The sequence below is a fragment of the Micromonospora sp. CNZ299 genome, from assembly GCF_002754415.1.
Genome location: NZ_PEFG01000001.1, coordinates 5,426,909 through 5,441,181 on the forward strand (window position 1 = coordinate 5,426,909; position 14,273 = coordinate 5,441,181).

Annotated in this window: 11 protein-coding genes, 1 tRNA gene and 1 pseudogene; 9 read left to right on the plus strand and 4 right to left on the minus strand. The window is 71.4% G+C overall.

All coding sequences use genetic code 11. The annotated features are described in order from the left end of the window. Position 1 precedes the first annotated feature (1 nt). The 7 genes from CLT68_RS24765 to CLT68_RS24795 are packed head-to-tail and all read left to right on the plus strand — an operon-like array spanning position 2 to position 7,351. Positions 2–550 carry a (2Fe-2S)-binding protein gene (locus tag CLT68_RS24765; protein WP_088948676.1) on the plus strand — a complete coding sequence of 183 codons (549 nt, stop codon included), beginning with the start codon at positions 2–4 and terminating at the stop codon, positions 548–550. Then, positions 547–2,937, plus strand: a complete 2,391-nt coding sequence (locus tag CLT68_RS24770; RefSeq protein WP_099854472.1) for an aerobic carbon-monoxide dehydrogenase large subunit — start codon at positions 547–549, stop codon at positions 2,935–2,937. Before CLT68_RS24765 ends, CLT68_RS24770 begins: the two co-directional genes overlap by 4 nt. Positions 2,938–2,947: 10 nt before the next feature. Then, positions 2,948–3,814 (plus strand): XdhC family protein, encoded by an 867-nt coding sequence (locus CLT68_RS24775; protein ID WP_099854474.1) that lies wholly within the window; start codon positions 2,948–2,950, stop codon positions 3,812–3,814. Positions 3,815–3,817: 3 nt separating this feature from the next. Next, the gene (locus CLT68_RS24780; RefSeq protein ID WP_099854475.1) at positions 3,818–4,393 is read left to right on the plus strand and encodes a nucleotidyltransferase family protein; all 576 of its coding nucleotides are present in this window, start codon (positions 3,818–3,820) and stop codon (positions 4,391–4,393) included. Then, complete coding sequence (locus CLT68_RS24785; RefSeq protein ID WP_099854476.1) at positions 4,390–5,259, plus strand: AAA family ATPase; 870 nt, start codon at positions 4,390–4,392, stop codon at positions 5,257–5,259. Before CLT68_RS24780 ends, CLT68_RS24785 begins: the two co-directional genes overlap by 4 nt. Then, positions 5,256–6,116, plus strand: a complete 861-nt coding sequence (locus tag CLT68_RS24790; RefSeq protein WP_099854477.1) for an SRPBCC domain-containing protein — start codon at positions 5,256–5,258, stop codon at positions 6,114–6,116. Before CLT68_RS24785 ends, CLT68_RS24790 begins: the two co-directional genes overlap by 4 nt. Continuing rightward, on the plus strand, positions 6,113–7,351 hold the full coding sequence (locus CLT68_RS24795) for a VWA domain-containing protein (RefSeq protein ID WP_099854479.1): 1,239 nt from the start codon (positions 6,113–6,115) through the stop codon (positions 7,349–7,351). Before CLT68_RS24790 ends, CLT68_RS24795 begins: the two co-directional genes overlap by 4 nt. On the opposite strand, the gene CLT68_RS24800 is transcribed toward CLT68_RS24795, so the two are convergent. Beyond that, positions 7,276–8,232 carry a LysR family transcriptional regulator gene (locus CLT68_RS24800; RefSeq protein WP_099854481.1) on the minus strand — a complete coding sequence of 319 codons (957 nt, stop codon included), beginning with the start codon at positions 8,230–8,232 and terminating at the stop codon, positions 7,276–7,278. The two genes, CLT68_RS24795 and CLT68_RS24800, sit on opposite strands and share 76 nt — an antisense overlap. 282 nt (positions 8,233–8,514) lie before the next feature. Here CLT68_RS24800 and CLT68_RS32910 point away from each other — a divergent pair. Continuing rightward, positions 8,515–8,577 (plus strand) — tRNA-OTHER (locus tag CLT68_RS32910). A gap of 551 nt (positions 8,578–9,128) precedes the next feature. After that, complete coding sequence (locus CLT68_RS24805) at positions 9,129–10,670, plus strand: TROVE domain-containing protein (protein WP_486482302.1); 1,542 nt, start codon at positions 9,129–9,131, stop codon at positions 10,668–10,670. Between the two features lie 46 nt (positions 10,671–10,716). On the opposite strand, the gene CLT68_RS24810 is transcribed toward CLT68_RS24805, so the two are convergent. From CLT68_RS24810 to CLT68_RS24820, 3 genes and pseudogenes are all read right to left on the minus strand, one after another. Further along, on the minus strand, positions 10,717–11,538 hold the full coding sequence (locus CLT68_RS24810; RefSeq protein ID WP_099854485.1) for an FkbM family methyltransferase: 822 nt from the start codon (positions 11,536–11,538) through the stop codon (positions 10,717–10,719). 28 nt (positions 11,539–11,566) lie between these two features. Continuing rightward, entirely contained in the window at positions 11,567–13,225 is a 1,659-nt protein-coding gene (locus tag CLT68_RS24815) for a sulfatase-like hydrolase/transferase (RefSeq protein WP_099854487.1), read from the minus strand. A gap of 278 nt (positions 13,226–13,503) precedes the next feature. Continuing rightward, positions 13,504–14,196, minus strand: a pseudogene (locus CLT68_RS24820) (CDP-alcohol phosphatidyltransferase family protein); the annotation flags it as partial. Positions 14,197–14,273: the final 77 nt, after the last annotated feature.

The window sequence follows — 14,273 nt, forward strand, 5'->3', positions numbered from 1 at the left end:
CATGCAGGTCACCATGACCGTCAACGACGTCGAGGTCACCCGGGAGATCGAGGCCCGGCTGCTGCTGGTGCACTTCCTGCGCGACGTGCTGGGTCTGACCGGCACGCACTGGGGCTGCGACACCAGCAACTGCGGCACCTGCGTGGTCTGGTTGGACGGCGAGCCGGTGAAGTCGTGCACCGTGCTCGCGGCGATGGCCGGCGGCCACCAGGTGCGTACCGTCGAGGGTCTCGCCAAGGGCGCCGAGCTGGACCCGATCCAGCAGGGTTTCATGCAGTGCCACGGTCTCCAGTGCGGCTTCTGCACGCCGGGGATGATGATGACCGCGCGGGCGCTGCTCGACCGCAACCCCGACCCGAGTGAGACGGAGATCCGGGAGGCGATCTCGGGTCAGATCTGCCGGTGCACGGGTTACGCCACCATCGTCCGCTCGGTCCGCTGGGCCGCCGTGGCCGAGGCGCAGGCCGCGGCCCAGGTCACCGAGACCACCGAATCGACCGAGGCCGGCGAGATCGACAACGCCGGCCAGCCCGCGGAGGCCGTCGCATGACCACCGTGCACGAGCGCGTGGACACGTTCCACGACAACGACCAGAAACCCGTCGGGTACGGCCGGATGCTGCGCAAGGAGGACCCGCGCTTCCTGCGGGGTCGCGGCCGGTACGTCGACGACGTCCAACTGCCCGGCATGCTGCACCTCGCGATCCTCCGGTCGCCGGTGGCGCACGCCCGCATCGTCAGCATCGACACGAGCGCCGCCGAGGCGTCGCCCGGGGTGAAGGCGGTGGTGACCGGGGCTGCCCTGGCTGCGCAGAACCTGGCCTGGATGCCGACCCTCTCCAACGACGTGCAGGCCGTCCTCGCCACCGACAAGGTGCGTTTCCAGGGCCAGGAGGTCGCGTTCGTCGTCGCCGAGGACCGGTACGCGGCCCGCGACGCGCTGGAGCTGATCGACGTCGAGTACGACGTCCTCGACCCGGTGATCGACGCACGTCGCGCATTGGAGCCGGACGCCCCGCTGATCCGCGACGACCTGGACGGCAAGACGAACAACCACTGCTTCGACTGGGAGACCGGCGACGAGGCGGCCACCGAGGCGGTCTTCGCCCGCGCCGACGTCGTGGTCAGCCAGGACCTCGTCTACCCCCGGGTGCACCCGGCGCCCATGGAGACGTGCGGGGCGGTCGCCGACTACGACGCGGTCGACGGCAAGCTGCGGCTCTGGTCGACCACCCAGGCGCCGCACGCGCACCGCACCCTCTACGCCATCGTGGCGGGCCTGCCCGAGCACAAGATCCAGGTGATCGCGCCGGACATCGGCGGCGGGTTCGGCAACAAGGTGCCGATCTACCCCGGGTACGTCTGCGCGATCGTCGCCTCGATCGTCACCGGCAAGCCGGTGAAGTGGATGGAGGACCGCTCGGAGAACCTGATCAGCACCGGTTTCGCCCGCGACTACATCATGCGCGGGGAGATCGCGGCGACCCGCGACGGCCGGATCCTCGGCATCCGCACCAACGTGCTGGCCGACCACGGCGCGTTCAACGGCACCGCCGCCCCGGTGAAGTACCCGGCCGGTTTCTTCGGGGTGTTCACCGGCAGCTACGACATCGAGGCCGCGTACTGCAAGATGACGGCGGTCTTCACCAACAAGGCGCCCGGCGGTGTCGCGTACGCGTGCTCGTTCCGGATCACCGAGGCGGTCTACCTGGTCGAGCGGATCGTCGACTGCCTCGCCGACGAACTCGGCATGGACCCGGCCGAGCTGCGGCTGAAGAACTTCATCCAGCCAGAGCAGTTCCCGTACACGACGAAGACCGGCTGGGTGTACGACTCGGGCAACTACGAGCCGACGATGCGGCTGGCGATGGAGATGGCCGGCTACGACGAGTTGCGCCGCGAGCAGGCGGAGAAGCGGGCCCGGGGCGAGCTGATGGGCATCGGCATCGCGTTCTTCACCGAGGCCGTCGGCGCCGGGCCGCGCAAGGACATGGACATTCTCGGACTGGGCATGGCCGACGGCTGCGAGCTGCGCGTCCACCCGACCGGAAAGGCCGTGGTACGCCTCAGCGTCCAGTCGCAGGGTCAGGGGCACGAGACGACGTTCGCGCAGATCGTCGCCGAGGAGATCGGGATTCCACCGGCGGACATCGAGGTGCTGCACGGCGACACCGACAACACCCCGTTCGGCCTCGGCACGTACGGCAGCCGGTCGACGCCCGTCTCGGGCGCCGCTGCGGCCCTGGTGGCCCGGAAGGTCCGCGACAAGGCGCGGATCATCGCCTCGGGGATGCTGGAGGTGTCGGTGGCCGACCTGGAGTGGGAGAAGGGCGCGTTCCACGTCGCGGGTGACCCGGGCAGGTCCGTCACCATCCAGGACATCGCCATGCGTGCGCACGGCGCGGGTGACCTGCCCGAGGGCATCGAGGGTGGGTTGGAGGCGCAGATCTGCTACAACCCGTCGAACCTGACCTACCCGCACGGCGCGTACATCTGCGTGGTGGACATCGACCCCGGCACCGCGCAGGTGAAGGTCCGACGGTTCATCGCGGTCGACGACTGCGGCACCCGGATCAACCCGATGATCATCGAGGGGCAGGTGCACGGCGGGCTGACCGACGGGGTCGGCATGGCCCTGATGGAGATGATCGCGTTCGACGAGGACGGCAACTGCCTCGGTGCGTCCCTGATGGACTATCTGATCCCGACGTCCCTCGAAGTGCCCGACTGGGAGACCGGGTTCACCGTGACGCCGTCGCCGCACCACCCGATCGGCGCGAAGGGCGTGGGCGAGTCCGCGACGGTGGGGTCGCCACCCGCGATCGTCAACGCGGTCATCGACGCCCTGAAGCCCTTCGGCGTACGCCATGCCGACATGCCGCTGACGCCGTCGCGGGTCTGGGACGCGATGCGCGGCCAGGCCCGGCCGCCGATCTGAGGGAGCCGAGATGACCACCATCGCGGAGCGCGCCCGGGAGCTGACCGACACCCGGGAGCCGTTCGTCCACGCCACAGTGGTCCGCGCCCAGGACCCGACGTCGGCCCGGCCGGGCGACGCCGCGGTGATCCGGTCCGACGGCTCGATCGAGGGTTTCGTGGGTGGGGTGTGCGCCGAGAGTTCGGTGCGGGCGGCGGCGCTCGACACCCTGCGCGACGGGACCGCCCTGCTGCTGCGGGTGCTGCCGGAGGGCGCGGTCCCGTTCCCGGACACGCCGGGGGCGCGGGTGGTGGTCAACCCGTGCCACTCCGGTGGGGCGATCGAGGTCTTCCTCCGACCGATGCTGCCGGCGCCGGCTCTGCGTGTCGTCGGCAGCACGCCGATCAGCGCGGCGGTGGCCAACCTCGCCGCGTTCCTCGACTTCGACGTCGTCGCGGCCGACGACTGCGCCGGCTGCACCGCTGTCGTCGTGGCCGGGTTGGGCAAGGGCGAACAGGAGGCGATCCGGTCCGCCCTGGACGCCGGCGTCGGGTTCATCGCGCTGGTGGCCAGCGGCAGGCGCGGCGCGGCCCTGCTCGACGAGCTCGGGTTGACCGACGCGGAGCGCGCCCGCGTCCACTCGCCAGCGGGTGTGGACATCGGCGCGCGTACGCCGGCCGAGATCGCCCTGTCGATCATGGCTGAGGTGGTCCGGGCGATCCGGGTGGACGGGTTGGCCCCGGCCTCCGGCGCGCCGGCCGCTCGACCCCAGCAGGCCCTCGACCCGGTGTGTGGGATGACCGTGCTGGTCGGGCCGGAGACGCCGCACGCGCGGGTCGACGGGCAGGACTTCTGGTTCTGCTGCGCCGGCTGCCTCGCGAGTTACACGGCGGCGTAGCCCGTGTTCCTGACCGGCCTGGTGCTCGCCGCGGGCGCGTCGGTGCGCCTCGGCGAGGCGAAGCAACTGCTGCCGTACCGGGGGCGGACGCTGCTCGACGCCACACTCGACCTGGCCCGCTCGTGCGGCTTCGACCAGCTGCTCGTCACACTGGGCGGCGCGGCGAGCGGCATCCGCGACCAGGTCGACCTGACCGGGTGCCAGGTCGTGGAGAACCCGGCGTTCAGCACTGGCTGTGGGTCGTCGGTCAGCACGGCCACGCGGGCGGTGGACCCGCGCGCCGACGCGCTCGTGCTGCTCCTCGGTGACCAGCCCGGTGTCCGCGCCGCTGACGTCCGCCGGGTCGCCGAGGCGACCACCCCGCTGGCCGTCTGCCGGTACGCGAACGGGCTGGGCCACCCGTTCCGCTTCGGCCGGGCTGTCCTTCCCGAGCTGTACGACCTGCACGGCGACAAGGCCGTCTGGAAGCTGCTGCACTCCGGCCGCCACCCGGTGACCGAGGTGCCCGTCGACGGGCCGGTGCCGATCGACGTGGACACCCGGGCGGACTACCAACGCCTGCTGGCGGGCGAGGCATGAGGGACGCCCTGGCCGTGCGGCACCGCCTCGACGCCGTCGACTACCTGGTCGACGACGGCCTAGCGATGGCCCTGTTCCTCGCGTTGCGCCTCGGTCGGCCACTGCTGCTGGAGGGCGAGCCGGGTGTCGGCAAGACCGCCGCCGCCAAGGCGTTGGCCCGCGCGCTGGAAACGCCGCTGATCCGGTTGCAGTGCTACGAGGGGCTGACCGCGGGCGAGGCGCTCTACGAGTGGAACTACCAGCGACAGCTGCTGGCGATCCGGCTCGCCGAGGCACAACATGCGCGGCTCACCGACGCGGACCTGTTCAGCGCCGAGTTCCTCCAGGAACGGCCGATCCTGCGGGCCGTACGCCACCGGGGGCCGGTCCCACCGGTGCTGCTGATCGACGAGATCGACCGGGCCGACGACGAGTTCGAGGCGCTGCTGTTCGAGTTCCTCGGCGAGGCCGGCATCACGATCCCCGAGCTCGGCACGTTCACCGCCCGTACGCCGCCGGTCGTGGTGCTCACCTCCAACCGCAGCCGGGAGCTGCACGACGCGTTGCGCCGCCGCTGTCTGTACCACTGGATCGACTTCCCCGAGCCGGCCCGCGCCGTCGAGATCGTCCGCCGTGCCGTGCCGGGCGCCACCGAGCCGCTGATCCAGACGGCCGTCCAGTTCGTCGGCGGCGTACGCGGCCGCGAGTTGGAGAAACCCCCCGGGATGGCGGAGACCATCGACTGGGTGGCCGCGCTGTCCGTGCTGGGCGTCGCCGGTCTCGCCGCCGACGACGTCGCGCTGACCATCGGCACCATCGCCAAGACCCCCGACGACCGCGCCGTGGTCGCCGCCGCGCTCGGCGCCTACCAGGAGAGCCAGCTATGAAGATCACGAACGAGTTCGCGGTCGCTGTCCCGATCGACGAGGCGTGGGCGGTGCTCACCGATCTGGAGGGGATCGCGCCGTGCCTGCCGGGCGCCCAGTTGACCGGCGTCGACGGTGACGTCTACCGGGGCAGGGTGAAGGTCAAGGTCGGGCCGGTGATCTCGGAGTTCGCGGGCACGGCACGGTTCGTCGAGAAGGACGACGCCGCCTACCGCGGGGTGATCGACGCGAAGGGCCGCGACGCCCGGTCGACGGGGAACGCGTCCGCGCTGGTCACCGCCCACCTACGGCCGGACGGCGACCGGACGCTGGTCAGCGTGGACACCGACCTGAAGATCTCCGGCAAGCTGGCCCAGTTCGGCAGCGGCATGATCAAGGAGGTGTCGGGCAAGTTGGTGGCCCAGTTCGTCGCCAACCTGGAGGCCAAGCTCGCGGCCGACCACTCGACCCCGGCCGTGCCGGCAGCACACGCGGACTCCGAGCCCGTCGCGCCGCCGTCCGTAGCGCCCGAGGCGCTTCCCGCCGCGTCCGCGACAGCGGTCGCCACCACACCCAGGACCGCCGCCGTCGCGCCGTCACCGATCGAGCCGTCACCCGTCGAGCCGTCACCCGCCTCGTCGACGGCGGCGTCGTCGCCGATCTCGCCGTCGCTGCCGTCGGCGTCGGCGTCGGCGTCGGCAGCGTCGTCGGCGGTCGAGTCACCCGACAGCTCCACCCGCGTGGCGGTGGCTGCCGAACCAGAGGCGCTCGACCTGCTCAGCATCGCCGGCGGTTCGATCACCAAACGCCTCGTACCCGTCGTCGTCGGTCTCGTCGCCGTGGGCGCGGTGATCGCCTGGCTGGCCTCGCGCCGGTGAGCCCGGGTGTGCTGCGCGGGGTCGACCGGGCCGCGTTCGCGGTGGCGCTCGCCGGCCGGCTGCGACGAGCCGGCGTCCCTGCCGGCCTCACCGACGTCGACGACTTCGTCCGGGCGCTCGCCGCCAGCCCACCCGACTCGATGTCGTCGCTCTACTGGACGGCCCGGATCTGCCTGGTCCGACGGCACGCCGACCTCGCCGCGTTCGACCGGGTCTTCGCGGCGATCTTCGCGGACCCCCCACCGCTGCCCCGGCCGTCGCGGTCCGCGTCCCCACCTGACGGTCACGACGACGTGTACGTGCGTGTGCCCGCCGACACCGACGACTCGGATTCCGGCGGTGGCCTGCCGTGGGCGACGCTGCCGCCGGCCGTGGCGGAGACACCGGCACACGACACAGCGCTGCTGCTGCCCGAGCGACGCCCCAGCGCCCTCAGCGGGCTCGCCGACCGCCCGTTCGACGAACTCGACAGCGCACAGGTGGCACAACTCGGCGACGCCCTGCGCGCTGCCGTCGCCAGCTGGCCGACCCGGCGTACCCGGCGGTTCGCCATCGGCGCGGCCGGTGCCCGGGTCGCGTTGCGGCCCACCATCGCCCGGGCCCGCCGCACCGGATGGGAACCCGTCGAGGTCGTCCGCGAGCGACCGGTGCGACGGCCACGCCGGGTCGTGCTGCTCTGCGACGTCAGCGAGTCGATGCGGGCGCAGGCGACCGCGTACCTGCATCTGATGCGGGCGTTCGCGGTGGTCGCCGACGCGGAGGTCTTCGCGTTCGCGACGACGCTGACCCGGCTCACCGTGGTGCTGCGACACACGTCGGCGGCCGAGGCGGTCGCGCAGGCCAGCGCCGCCGTGACCGACCGGTACGGGGGCACCCGGATCGCCACGAACCTGCGCTCCCTGCTCACCTCCCACCACGCGGACGCCGTACGCGGGGCGGTGGTGGTGATCGGGTCGGACGGCTGGGACAGCGACCCGCCGGACGAACTGTCGGCCGTGATGGCCCGGCTGAGCCGCCGCGCGTACCGAATCGTCTGGTTGAATCCCCGCGCCGGCGCACCCGGCTTCACCCCCCGGGTCGGCGGCATGGCCGCCGCTCTCCCCTACTGCGACCGGATGCTGCCCGCCGGCACCTTCCAGGACCTGCTGGTCATCGCCCGTCAGCTCCAGAGCGTCACGTGCACCGACGGCCGGAAGTGGCCGACGCTGACGCCCGCGCCGCGCATCATCGCCTGAATCGCCCTCGGCGTCGACGAGAAGCGCGACAGCTCGTCGGCGGCTGACATCGCGTCGGGGCTGGCGAGCACCTGCGAATGCCACACCGCCTCCATCGTCGCGTTTGGCCCCGCCACCTGCGCGAGATGCCCCTGCCGGACGTCCGGCGCGACGGTGAACGCGAGGGCCGGCGAGACGCCCTTGCCCCGCTTGGCCTCCCCCAGCGCCGCCGCGTGGCTCTGGAAGATCTGCTGCCGCTCGTCCGGCACGGCGAGGCGACGCAGCATCGCCGGCACCCCACCCAGATCCGTGGTGGCGGACGGCCCGAGCAGCCAGGTCTGCTCCCGTAGTTGCCCGGGGGACGCCGGCACACCGGCCAGCGGGTGCTCCGGGCCGACGACGAGGACGAGGCGGTAGTTCATCACCGGTCGGCTGGCGGTGGCGCTGTCCACCACCGGCGGTTGCGGGCCGATCGCGATGTCCACGGCGCGAGCCAGCAGCAGCGACCCGAAGGCACCCGGGCTGCGTACGCTCAGCTCGACGTCGAGGTCGGCGGCCCGCTTGGCGAAGAGCTCGATCAGACCCGGCGCGGCGAACTCGGCGAACAGGCTCGACGCGGCGACCCGCAGCAGCCGCCGGCCACGCGTCGCGGCGCTCACCTCCCGGATCGTACGGTCCTGCAGCCCCAGCAGCTCCGCGGCGCGACTGGCCAGCCGCAGCCCACCAGGGGTGAAGGCGAGGCCACCCGCCGTCCGGGAGAAGAGCTTGTCGCCGAACTCCCTGCGCAACTGAGCGATGTGGAGCGACACGGCCGACTCGGAGACCTGCAGCTCCGCGGCGGCCTGCTTGACGGACCCCAGCCGGACCACCGCGACGTACGCGCGCAGCTGCGTCGGGGTCATCGGTGTCACCCACCTCCCGCGCGATCGCGTGGCTCGGCTCTCCGTCGAGACGAACCCCGATCATGCCCCGGTGACGTGTCCCACCGCCATCAGTGATTCACCCGACCGACGTGCTCGTCGTCGACGATCGGGGGCTCGACGCGGCGCGGGGCCCTCGCTGCGGTCGGGCTGGCCGCCCCGACGGTGGGGTGAACGAACCCGTCCGGAGCCAGCGGAGGCCGCCAGGGCGCCAAACAGCTTGTCCACGCGTCGGTGCGGGCCTATCGTCGTCAGGCGCCTTCCGGTGCGCAGGCAACGGCTACTTCCGCTCTCAACGGGGAGACGTGGGTTCGAATCCCACCGCCACCTTGGGTGGCGTCGACCAGCGGCCCAGGTCACCTTGGCCCGCAAGGGCCGGTCGCCGTCGCCGCTTCGATCTCGGGAGGCGCGCTCACGCCGCACGCCCGGTGCGACGGACACGGCTACTTCTTTGGTGAAGGCCCGGCAAGGGCCCCGCGGTTCGAACCCGCGAAACCGTGTCCACTTTTGATCTCGGGCGTGCGGCGTGACCAGGCGGGCACCACTGCCCTCCCGATCACAAGATCGCAAACTCCGTTGCCCGGCCGTCGGCGCCACCGCTAGCCTCATGACCGCACTTCCCGGTGCGCAGGTGACGGTTACATCTGGAGGGGTTCCGACCCCGGTGAAGGACCATCCGTCGCCGACCTCGATCTCGGGAAGCGCGACCACACCACACACCCGGTGCGCAGGCAACGGTTACTTCAGGGGTCCGCAGATGGGGGTTCGAGTCCTCCGCCACCTTCGGGTGAATAGTTCAACGGACAGAACGGCGGACTGGTCCGTGGCCGATTTTGATCTCGGGTGTGCGGTGGGGTGGCGTTTCCGAGCTGATTGACGTGGGGGACGTCATGGCCAAGTTCAACATCAAGCTGCGCAAGGGCCGTCAGCAGCCGGCGACCGCCCAGGGCGCGCCCGGCTTCGCCCGTGAGCCGCGCGTCGAACTCTTCCTGCTCGGTGTCTCCATCATGGTCGGCGAGGACACCTTCTACGAGGGCGCCACGGACCGGGACGCTCGCTTCCGAGACCTGGTCGCCACCGTCGCCGTAGCTGACCCGGACTGGTTCGCCCGCTTCGTACCGTGGCTTCGGTCCGTCGCCATGCTGCGCTCGGCGTCCGTGGTGGCGGCTGTCGAGGGCGCTCGCGCCCAGGTTGCCGCCCAGATTCCGGGTTCGCGGGCAGTCGTGGACACCGCGTTGCAGCGTGCGGACGAGCCCGCAGAGGCTCTGGCGTACTGGCTGGCTCGCCATGGCCGGGCACTACCCAAGCCGGTGAAGCGGGGCATCGCCGACGCGGCGGTCCGGCTGTACACCGAGCGGAGTCTGCTCAAGTACGACTCCGTCGGCAGCCAGGTGCGCTTTGGCGATGTCATCGACCTGACGCACCCCACCGCGAAGGACGAGCGGCAGGGCGACCTGTTCCGGCACGCGCTGGATCGGCGGCACCGGCGGGACAATCCGCTGCCGGCGTCGCTCGGGATGCTGGCGGCCCGGGACGCGCTCATGGCGTTGCCCGTCGAGCAGCGTAGGGAGGTCACCGATCCGGCGGTGCTGGGCGCGGCCGGCATGACGTGGGAGGCCCTGGCGGGCTGGCGACAGAGCGCGATGGACGCCTCGGCATGGGAGTCCGTCATCCCGACCATGGGCTATTTGGCGTTGCTGCGCAACCTGCGCAACTTCGACCAGGTCGGGGTCAGCGACACCGTGGCGGAGACGGTGGCAGCCAAGCTCTCCGATCCGGGCCAGGTTGCCGCCTCTCGGGTGCTGCCGATGCGCTTCCTTTCGGCGTACAACGCGGCACCGAGTCTGCGGTGGGCGTACCCGCTGGAGAAGGCCTTGCAGCATGCCCTGGCCAACGTGCCTGCTCTGGGCGGGCGGACCCTCATCCTCATCGACACGTCGGGCTCGATGCGGAGCCCGTTCAGCAAGGACGGCACGCTGCTCTGCTGGGACGGTGCCACGGTGTTCGGCCTGGCGCTGGCCGCCCGGGCGCGGGCGGCCACGGTGGTGTCGTTCTCCAATGACAGTCGGGTGTTTCCGTCGTTGGCGGGCGAGTCGGTGCTCGCGGCGGTGCGGCGGTTCAAGGACGACGGCTACTTCTTCGGCATGGGCACCGACACCGAGAAGGCGGTGCGCAAGCACTACGACCGGCACGACCGGGTGGTCATCCTCACCGATGAGCAGGCCCATTGGCACAACGCGGCGGACGTGGCCGCAGCGGTGCCCGCTGAGGTTCCCGTGTACACCTGGAACCTGGCCGGATACCGGGTCGGGCACACGCCGACCGCAGCGAACCGGCACACCTTCGGCGGGTTGTCCGACGCCGCGTTCGCGATGATCCCGCTCATCGAGGATGGCATTAACGAGCGGTGGCCCTTCTGAACGTCGGGGCGCCGTGACGGCTCCTTGCCCGGTACGCGGGCAGTGGCTACCGCCGCTTCGGATCGTCATGCGGCGGTGGCTGTCGCAACCCTCCCCGGGACACGCAGTACACGTCGCCGGAGTTGGTCCGGTGCGGCAGGTCGCGCAGGTGTGCTGCCACGTCGCTCGCGGGTAGCCACCTCTCGAAGGTCATCGACTTGTCGTCGCCCAGCGCCACGTCGAAACCGTCGACACCGAGCACGGTCAGGCGGTCGAGACACCGGTAGGCAACCGCACGTGCGATCGTGGTGAACTCGAACGACAGAGCGGGCAGCGGTCGGCTCAGGCCGGCCAGCACCTCGTCCTCGAAACCCTCCACGTCGATCTTGGTGAAGCTCGGTACGCCGTACTCGTGGATCAGCGCGTCGACGGTGACCACCGGAACCTCGATGTCCCCGTCCCACACCTGGCCCTCCCAACCGCCCGCGCCGTGCGCCGCCCGTACGAAGTCGGACGAGGCGGTCGACACGGTGGGGTTGGCGGAGTTGACGTGCAACCGTGTGCTGCCGGCGGCCGCGCCACATGCCCCTTCGACCAGCGTCACCTGGTCGTCGTCGGCGTAGATCGTCCGCAGGGCGCGCAGGCACAGCGGCTGCGGCTCCACGGCGACGACCCGGGCTCCGAGTCGACGGAAGCTGCCGATGTGGTCACCCACGTGGGAGCCGATGTCGAAGACGAGGTCCCCCGCGGTGACGAACCGGGAGTAGAACGCGTCCATCCTCGCGTCCCGCTGCGGGTCGCCGTAGTAGACGTCCAGCGACCGGTGCAGGAGGGACATGGCCGGATCGGCCCGGAGCGCCGCGATCCTGGCCTCGGTGGTAGCCGTCATCTGTCTGTCGTCCAGTCCGTGAGTGGGGTTACGGCCCGAAGGCGGTCAGGAACCGGTCCCGGAAGGTGTCCATCCGCCAGACCGGTGCCTGCGGCCCGGGCTTGAGCCCGTCCTGCCAGCCCCACCCGGAGATCCGGTCCAGGACGGCCCGGTCCCGGGTGATGATCGTGATCGGGACGTCGTGGCTGGCGTTCTCGCCGGTGACGACCGCGGCGGGTTGGTGGTCGCCGAGGAAGATGAACACGAGATCGTCGTCGCCGTAGGTCTGCACGTAGGAGACGAGCGTGCTCAGCGTGTACTGGATGGACTGCCGGTAGTCGGCCCGGATCTGGGCGGTGCTGCGCCGCCGCTCATCCTCCTCGCCGGCGGTGCCGCGGTAGATCGCCCCGTCGCCGACGGTGGCCCAGTCGACCAGTCGCGGGACGGGCGTCCACGGCGCGTGGCTCGACACCAGCGCGATCTCCGTCATCACCGGGTTGCCGTCCTGTTTCGCCTGCTCCAGGCGCTGCCAGCTGGACAGTGTGTACTGGTCGGGCATCGTGCCGAAGCTGAACTTCGGGCCGCGGTACCCGAGCGCCCTGGCGTCGTAGAACCGCTCGTAGCCGAAGAAGGAGCCCTCCGGCCACGCCCTGCTGACGGCGGGCATCACGCCGACGGTCTGCCAGTTGGCCCGTCGGAAGGCGCCGTTGAGGGTCATCCGGTCACTCGCCAGCAGGGTGCGGTGCCGCTGGTCGTTGTCGATCCACAGACCGGAGAGCAGGGTGTCGTGCGCGAGCCAACTGCCGCCGCCGAACGTCGGCGAGGTGAGGAAGCCGGACTGCGCGGCGAATCCCGCCGCCTGCAACTGGCTGGTGCCGCTGTCGAGGATGGCGCCGACCTGCGGGGCGAACTCCGGGTCCTCGACGGCGTCCCGGCCGTAGCTCTCCACGAAGGCGATGACCACGTTCTTGCGCCGCAGCGCGGTGAGGAGTTGGTCGCCGGGAGTCTGCTCGAACCGGTCGTCCTCGAGTAGCGCGGCGAACTTCTCCCGGTCGTCGAGTCGCAGGCGCACCTGGAAGCCGTGGCCGTTTGTCAGCGTGGTCGCCGACGTGTCGGCGACCGCTACGCCCTCGACCACCCGCACGTTGAACGCGGCGCAGGCCACCCAGGCGACCACCAGCGCCGCCACGATCCGGGTGGCCCCGGCGCGGTGCCGGATCACCAGCCCGCGCAGTCGCCGCATCGACAGCGTGACCAGGGTGGGCAGGCCCACCGCCACCACCGCCAGGGCGATCGCCACGCCGATGGCGGCGGGTCGACCGTACGACTCGCTGAGGAAGGCGAACCCCTCGTCCAGCAACGCCCAGTCGAGCACCGGGTCGAAGGCCCGGCTGAGCGAGGCGGAGAACCCCAGGTCGAGCAGCTTCAGCAGGCCGAGCAGACCGAGTGCCACGCCGGTGAGCGTCGCGACCCACCGACTGCCGCGTGGCGGCAGGGCGAGCAGGAGGGCGACGGCCAGCAGCGCCTCCAGCGGGATCCGTACGAACGCACCGGGGCTGAACCGGCCGAAGTCGTACGGCAGGGTGAGCACGAGCAGCACCAGCAGCACGGCCAGCAGGGTGACCAGTCGGGCCACGATGGAGCGGCCCGGCCGACCCTCGGGTGCGGTGCCGTCGGTCTCGGTGGCGTCCGACAGTTCGCCTCTCATCGCCCTCCGTCCCTGGCTCGACTGCTGACGTACGCGCGTCAAGAGCGACAACCCGGGCATCCTTCCATGATCTTCGTGGGGCGTGGCATCCGGGCGGCTCAGACGCGGGCGGTCCCGCGTCGGGCCACGGCGACCGGCCGGTGCTCCGGCCAGGGCATCGCGTCAGGCGCATCGGGAACGTGTGCGACGTGCTGGGTGATGGCGGCGTGCTGGGTGACCGGTGCGTAGTGACTGGCCGGGGCATCGTGGGTGACCGGGGCGTCGTGGACGAGGGCGCGGCGCAGGTGACGCGTCGTCCACAGCCACCTGACGTCCCGCCCGAACGACTCGACCAGCAGCGCCAGTGACGCCACCAGCACGACTGTCGTCAACGGACCGGGTAACGCATCGCCCATCGCCACCGCCAGCACCACGCCCTGGACGGCGGCGACGACCTTGCGCCAGTAGCGCGGCGGCAACGAGCCGCGCATCCAGCCCAGCACCCAGCTCGCGGCGACGAAGACGTACCGCATCGCGCCGATCGCCAACACCCAGGCACCCGCCGAGGGGGCCACGTAGAGGCAGAGCACCAGGACCAGGAAAGAGTCGATCTCCATGTCGAAGCGCGCACCGAGCGCGCTGGACGTCCCGGTGCGGCGGGCCGTGTAGCCGTCCACCGCGTCGAGGACCAGCGCCACGGTGGTGAGGGTGACCATCAACGCGACCGGCGCCGGCCGGGTGAACGACTCCGCGGCCAGGGCCGTCACGCCGCCGACGAGGATCGCCCGGCTCAGGGTCACGCGGTCGGCCGGGCTCAGACCAGGCGCGGCCGACCGGGACATCCCCCGGCTGAGCAGGAGACACAGGCCCACTCCGTAGGCCAGCCCCGCCAACCATCCCGCCGCGCCCAGACCGACTGTCTCCGCGAGCACCGCCAGCACGACGACCTGCACGATCAGCCCGACGAGCGGACCGGTTCGAACCGTTGACATCGTGCCTCCGCGAATCTGGTGTGTGACCCTGACCGTCATCACGGAAAATATGACCGATCGGTTCATTCTGAACGGGA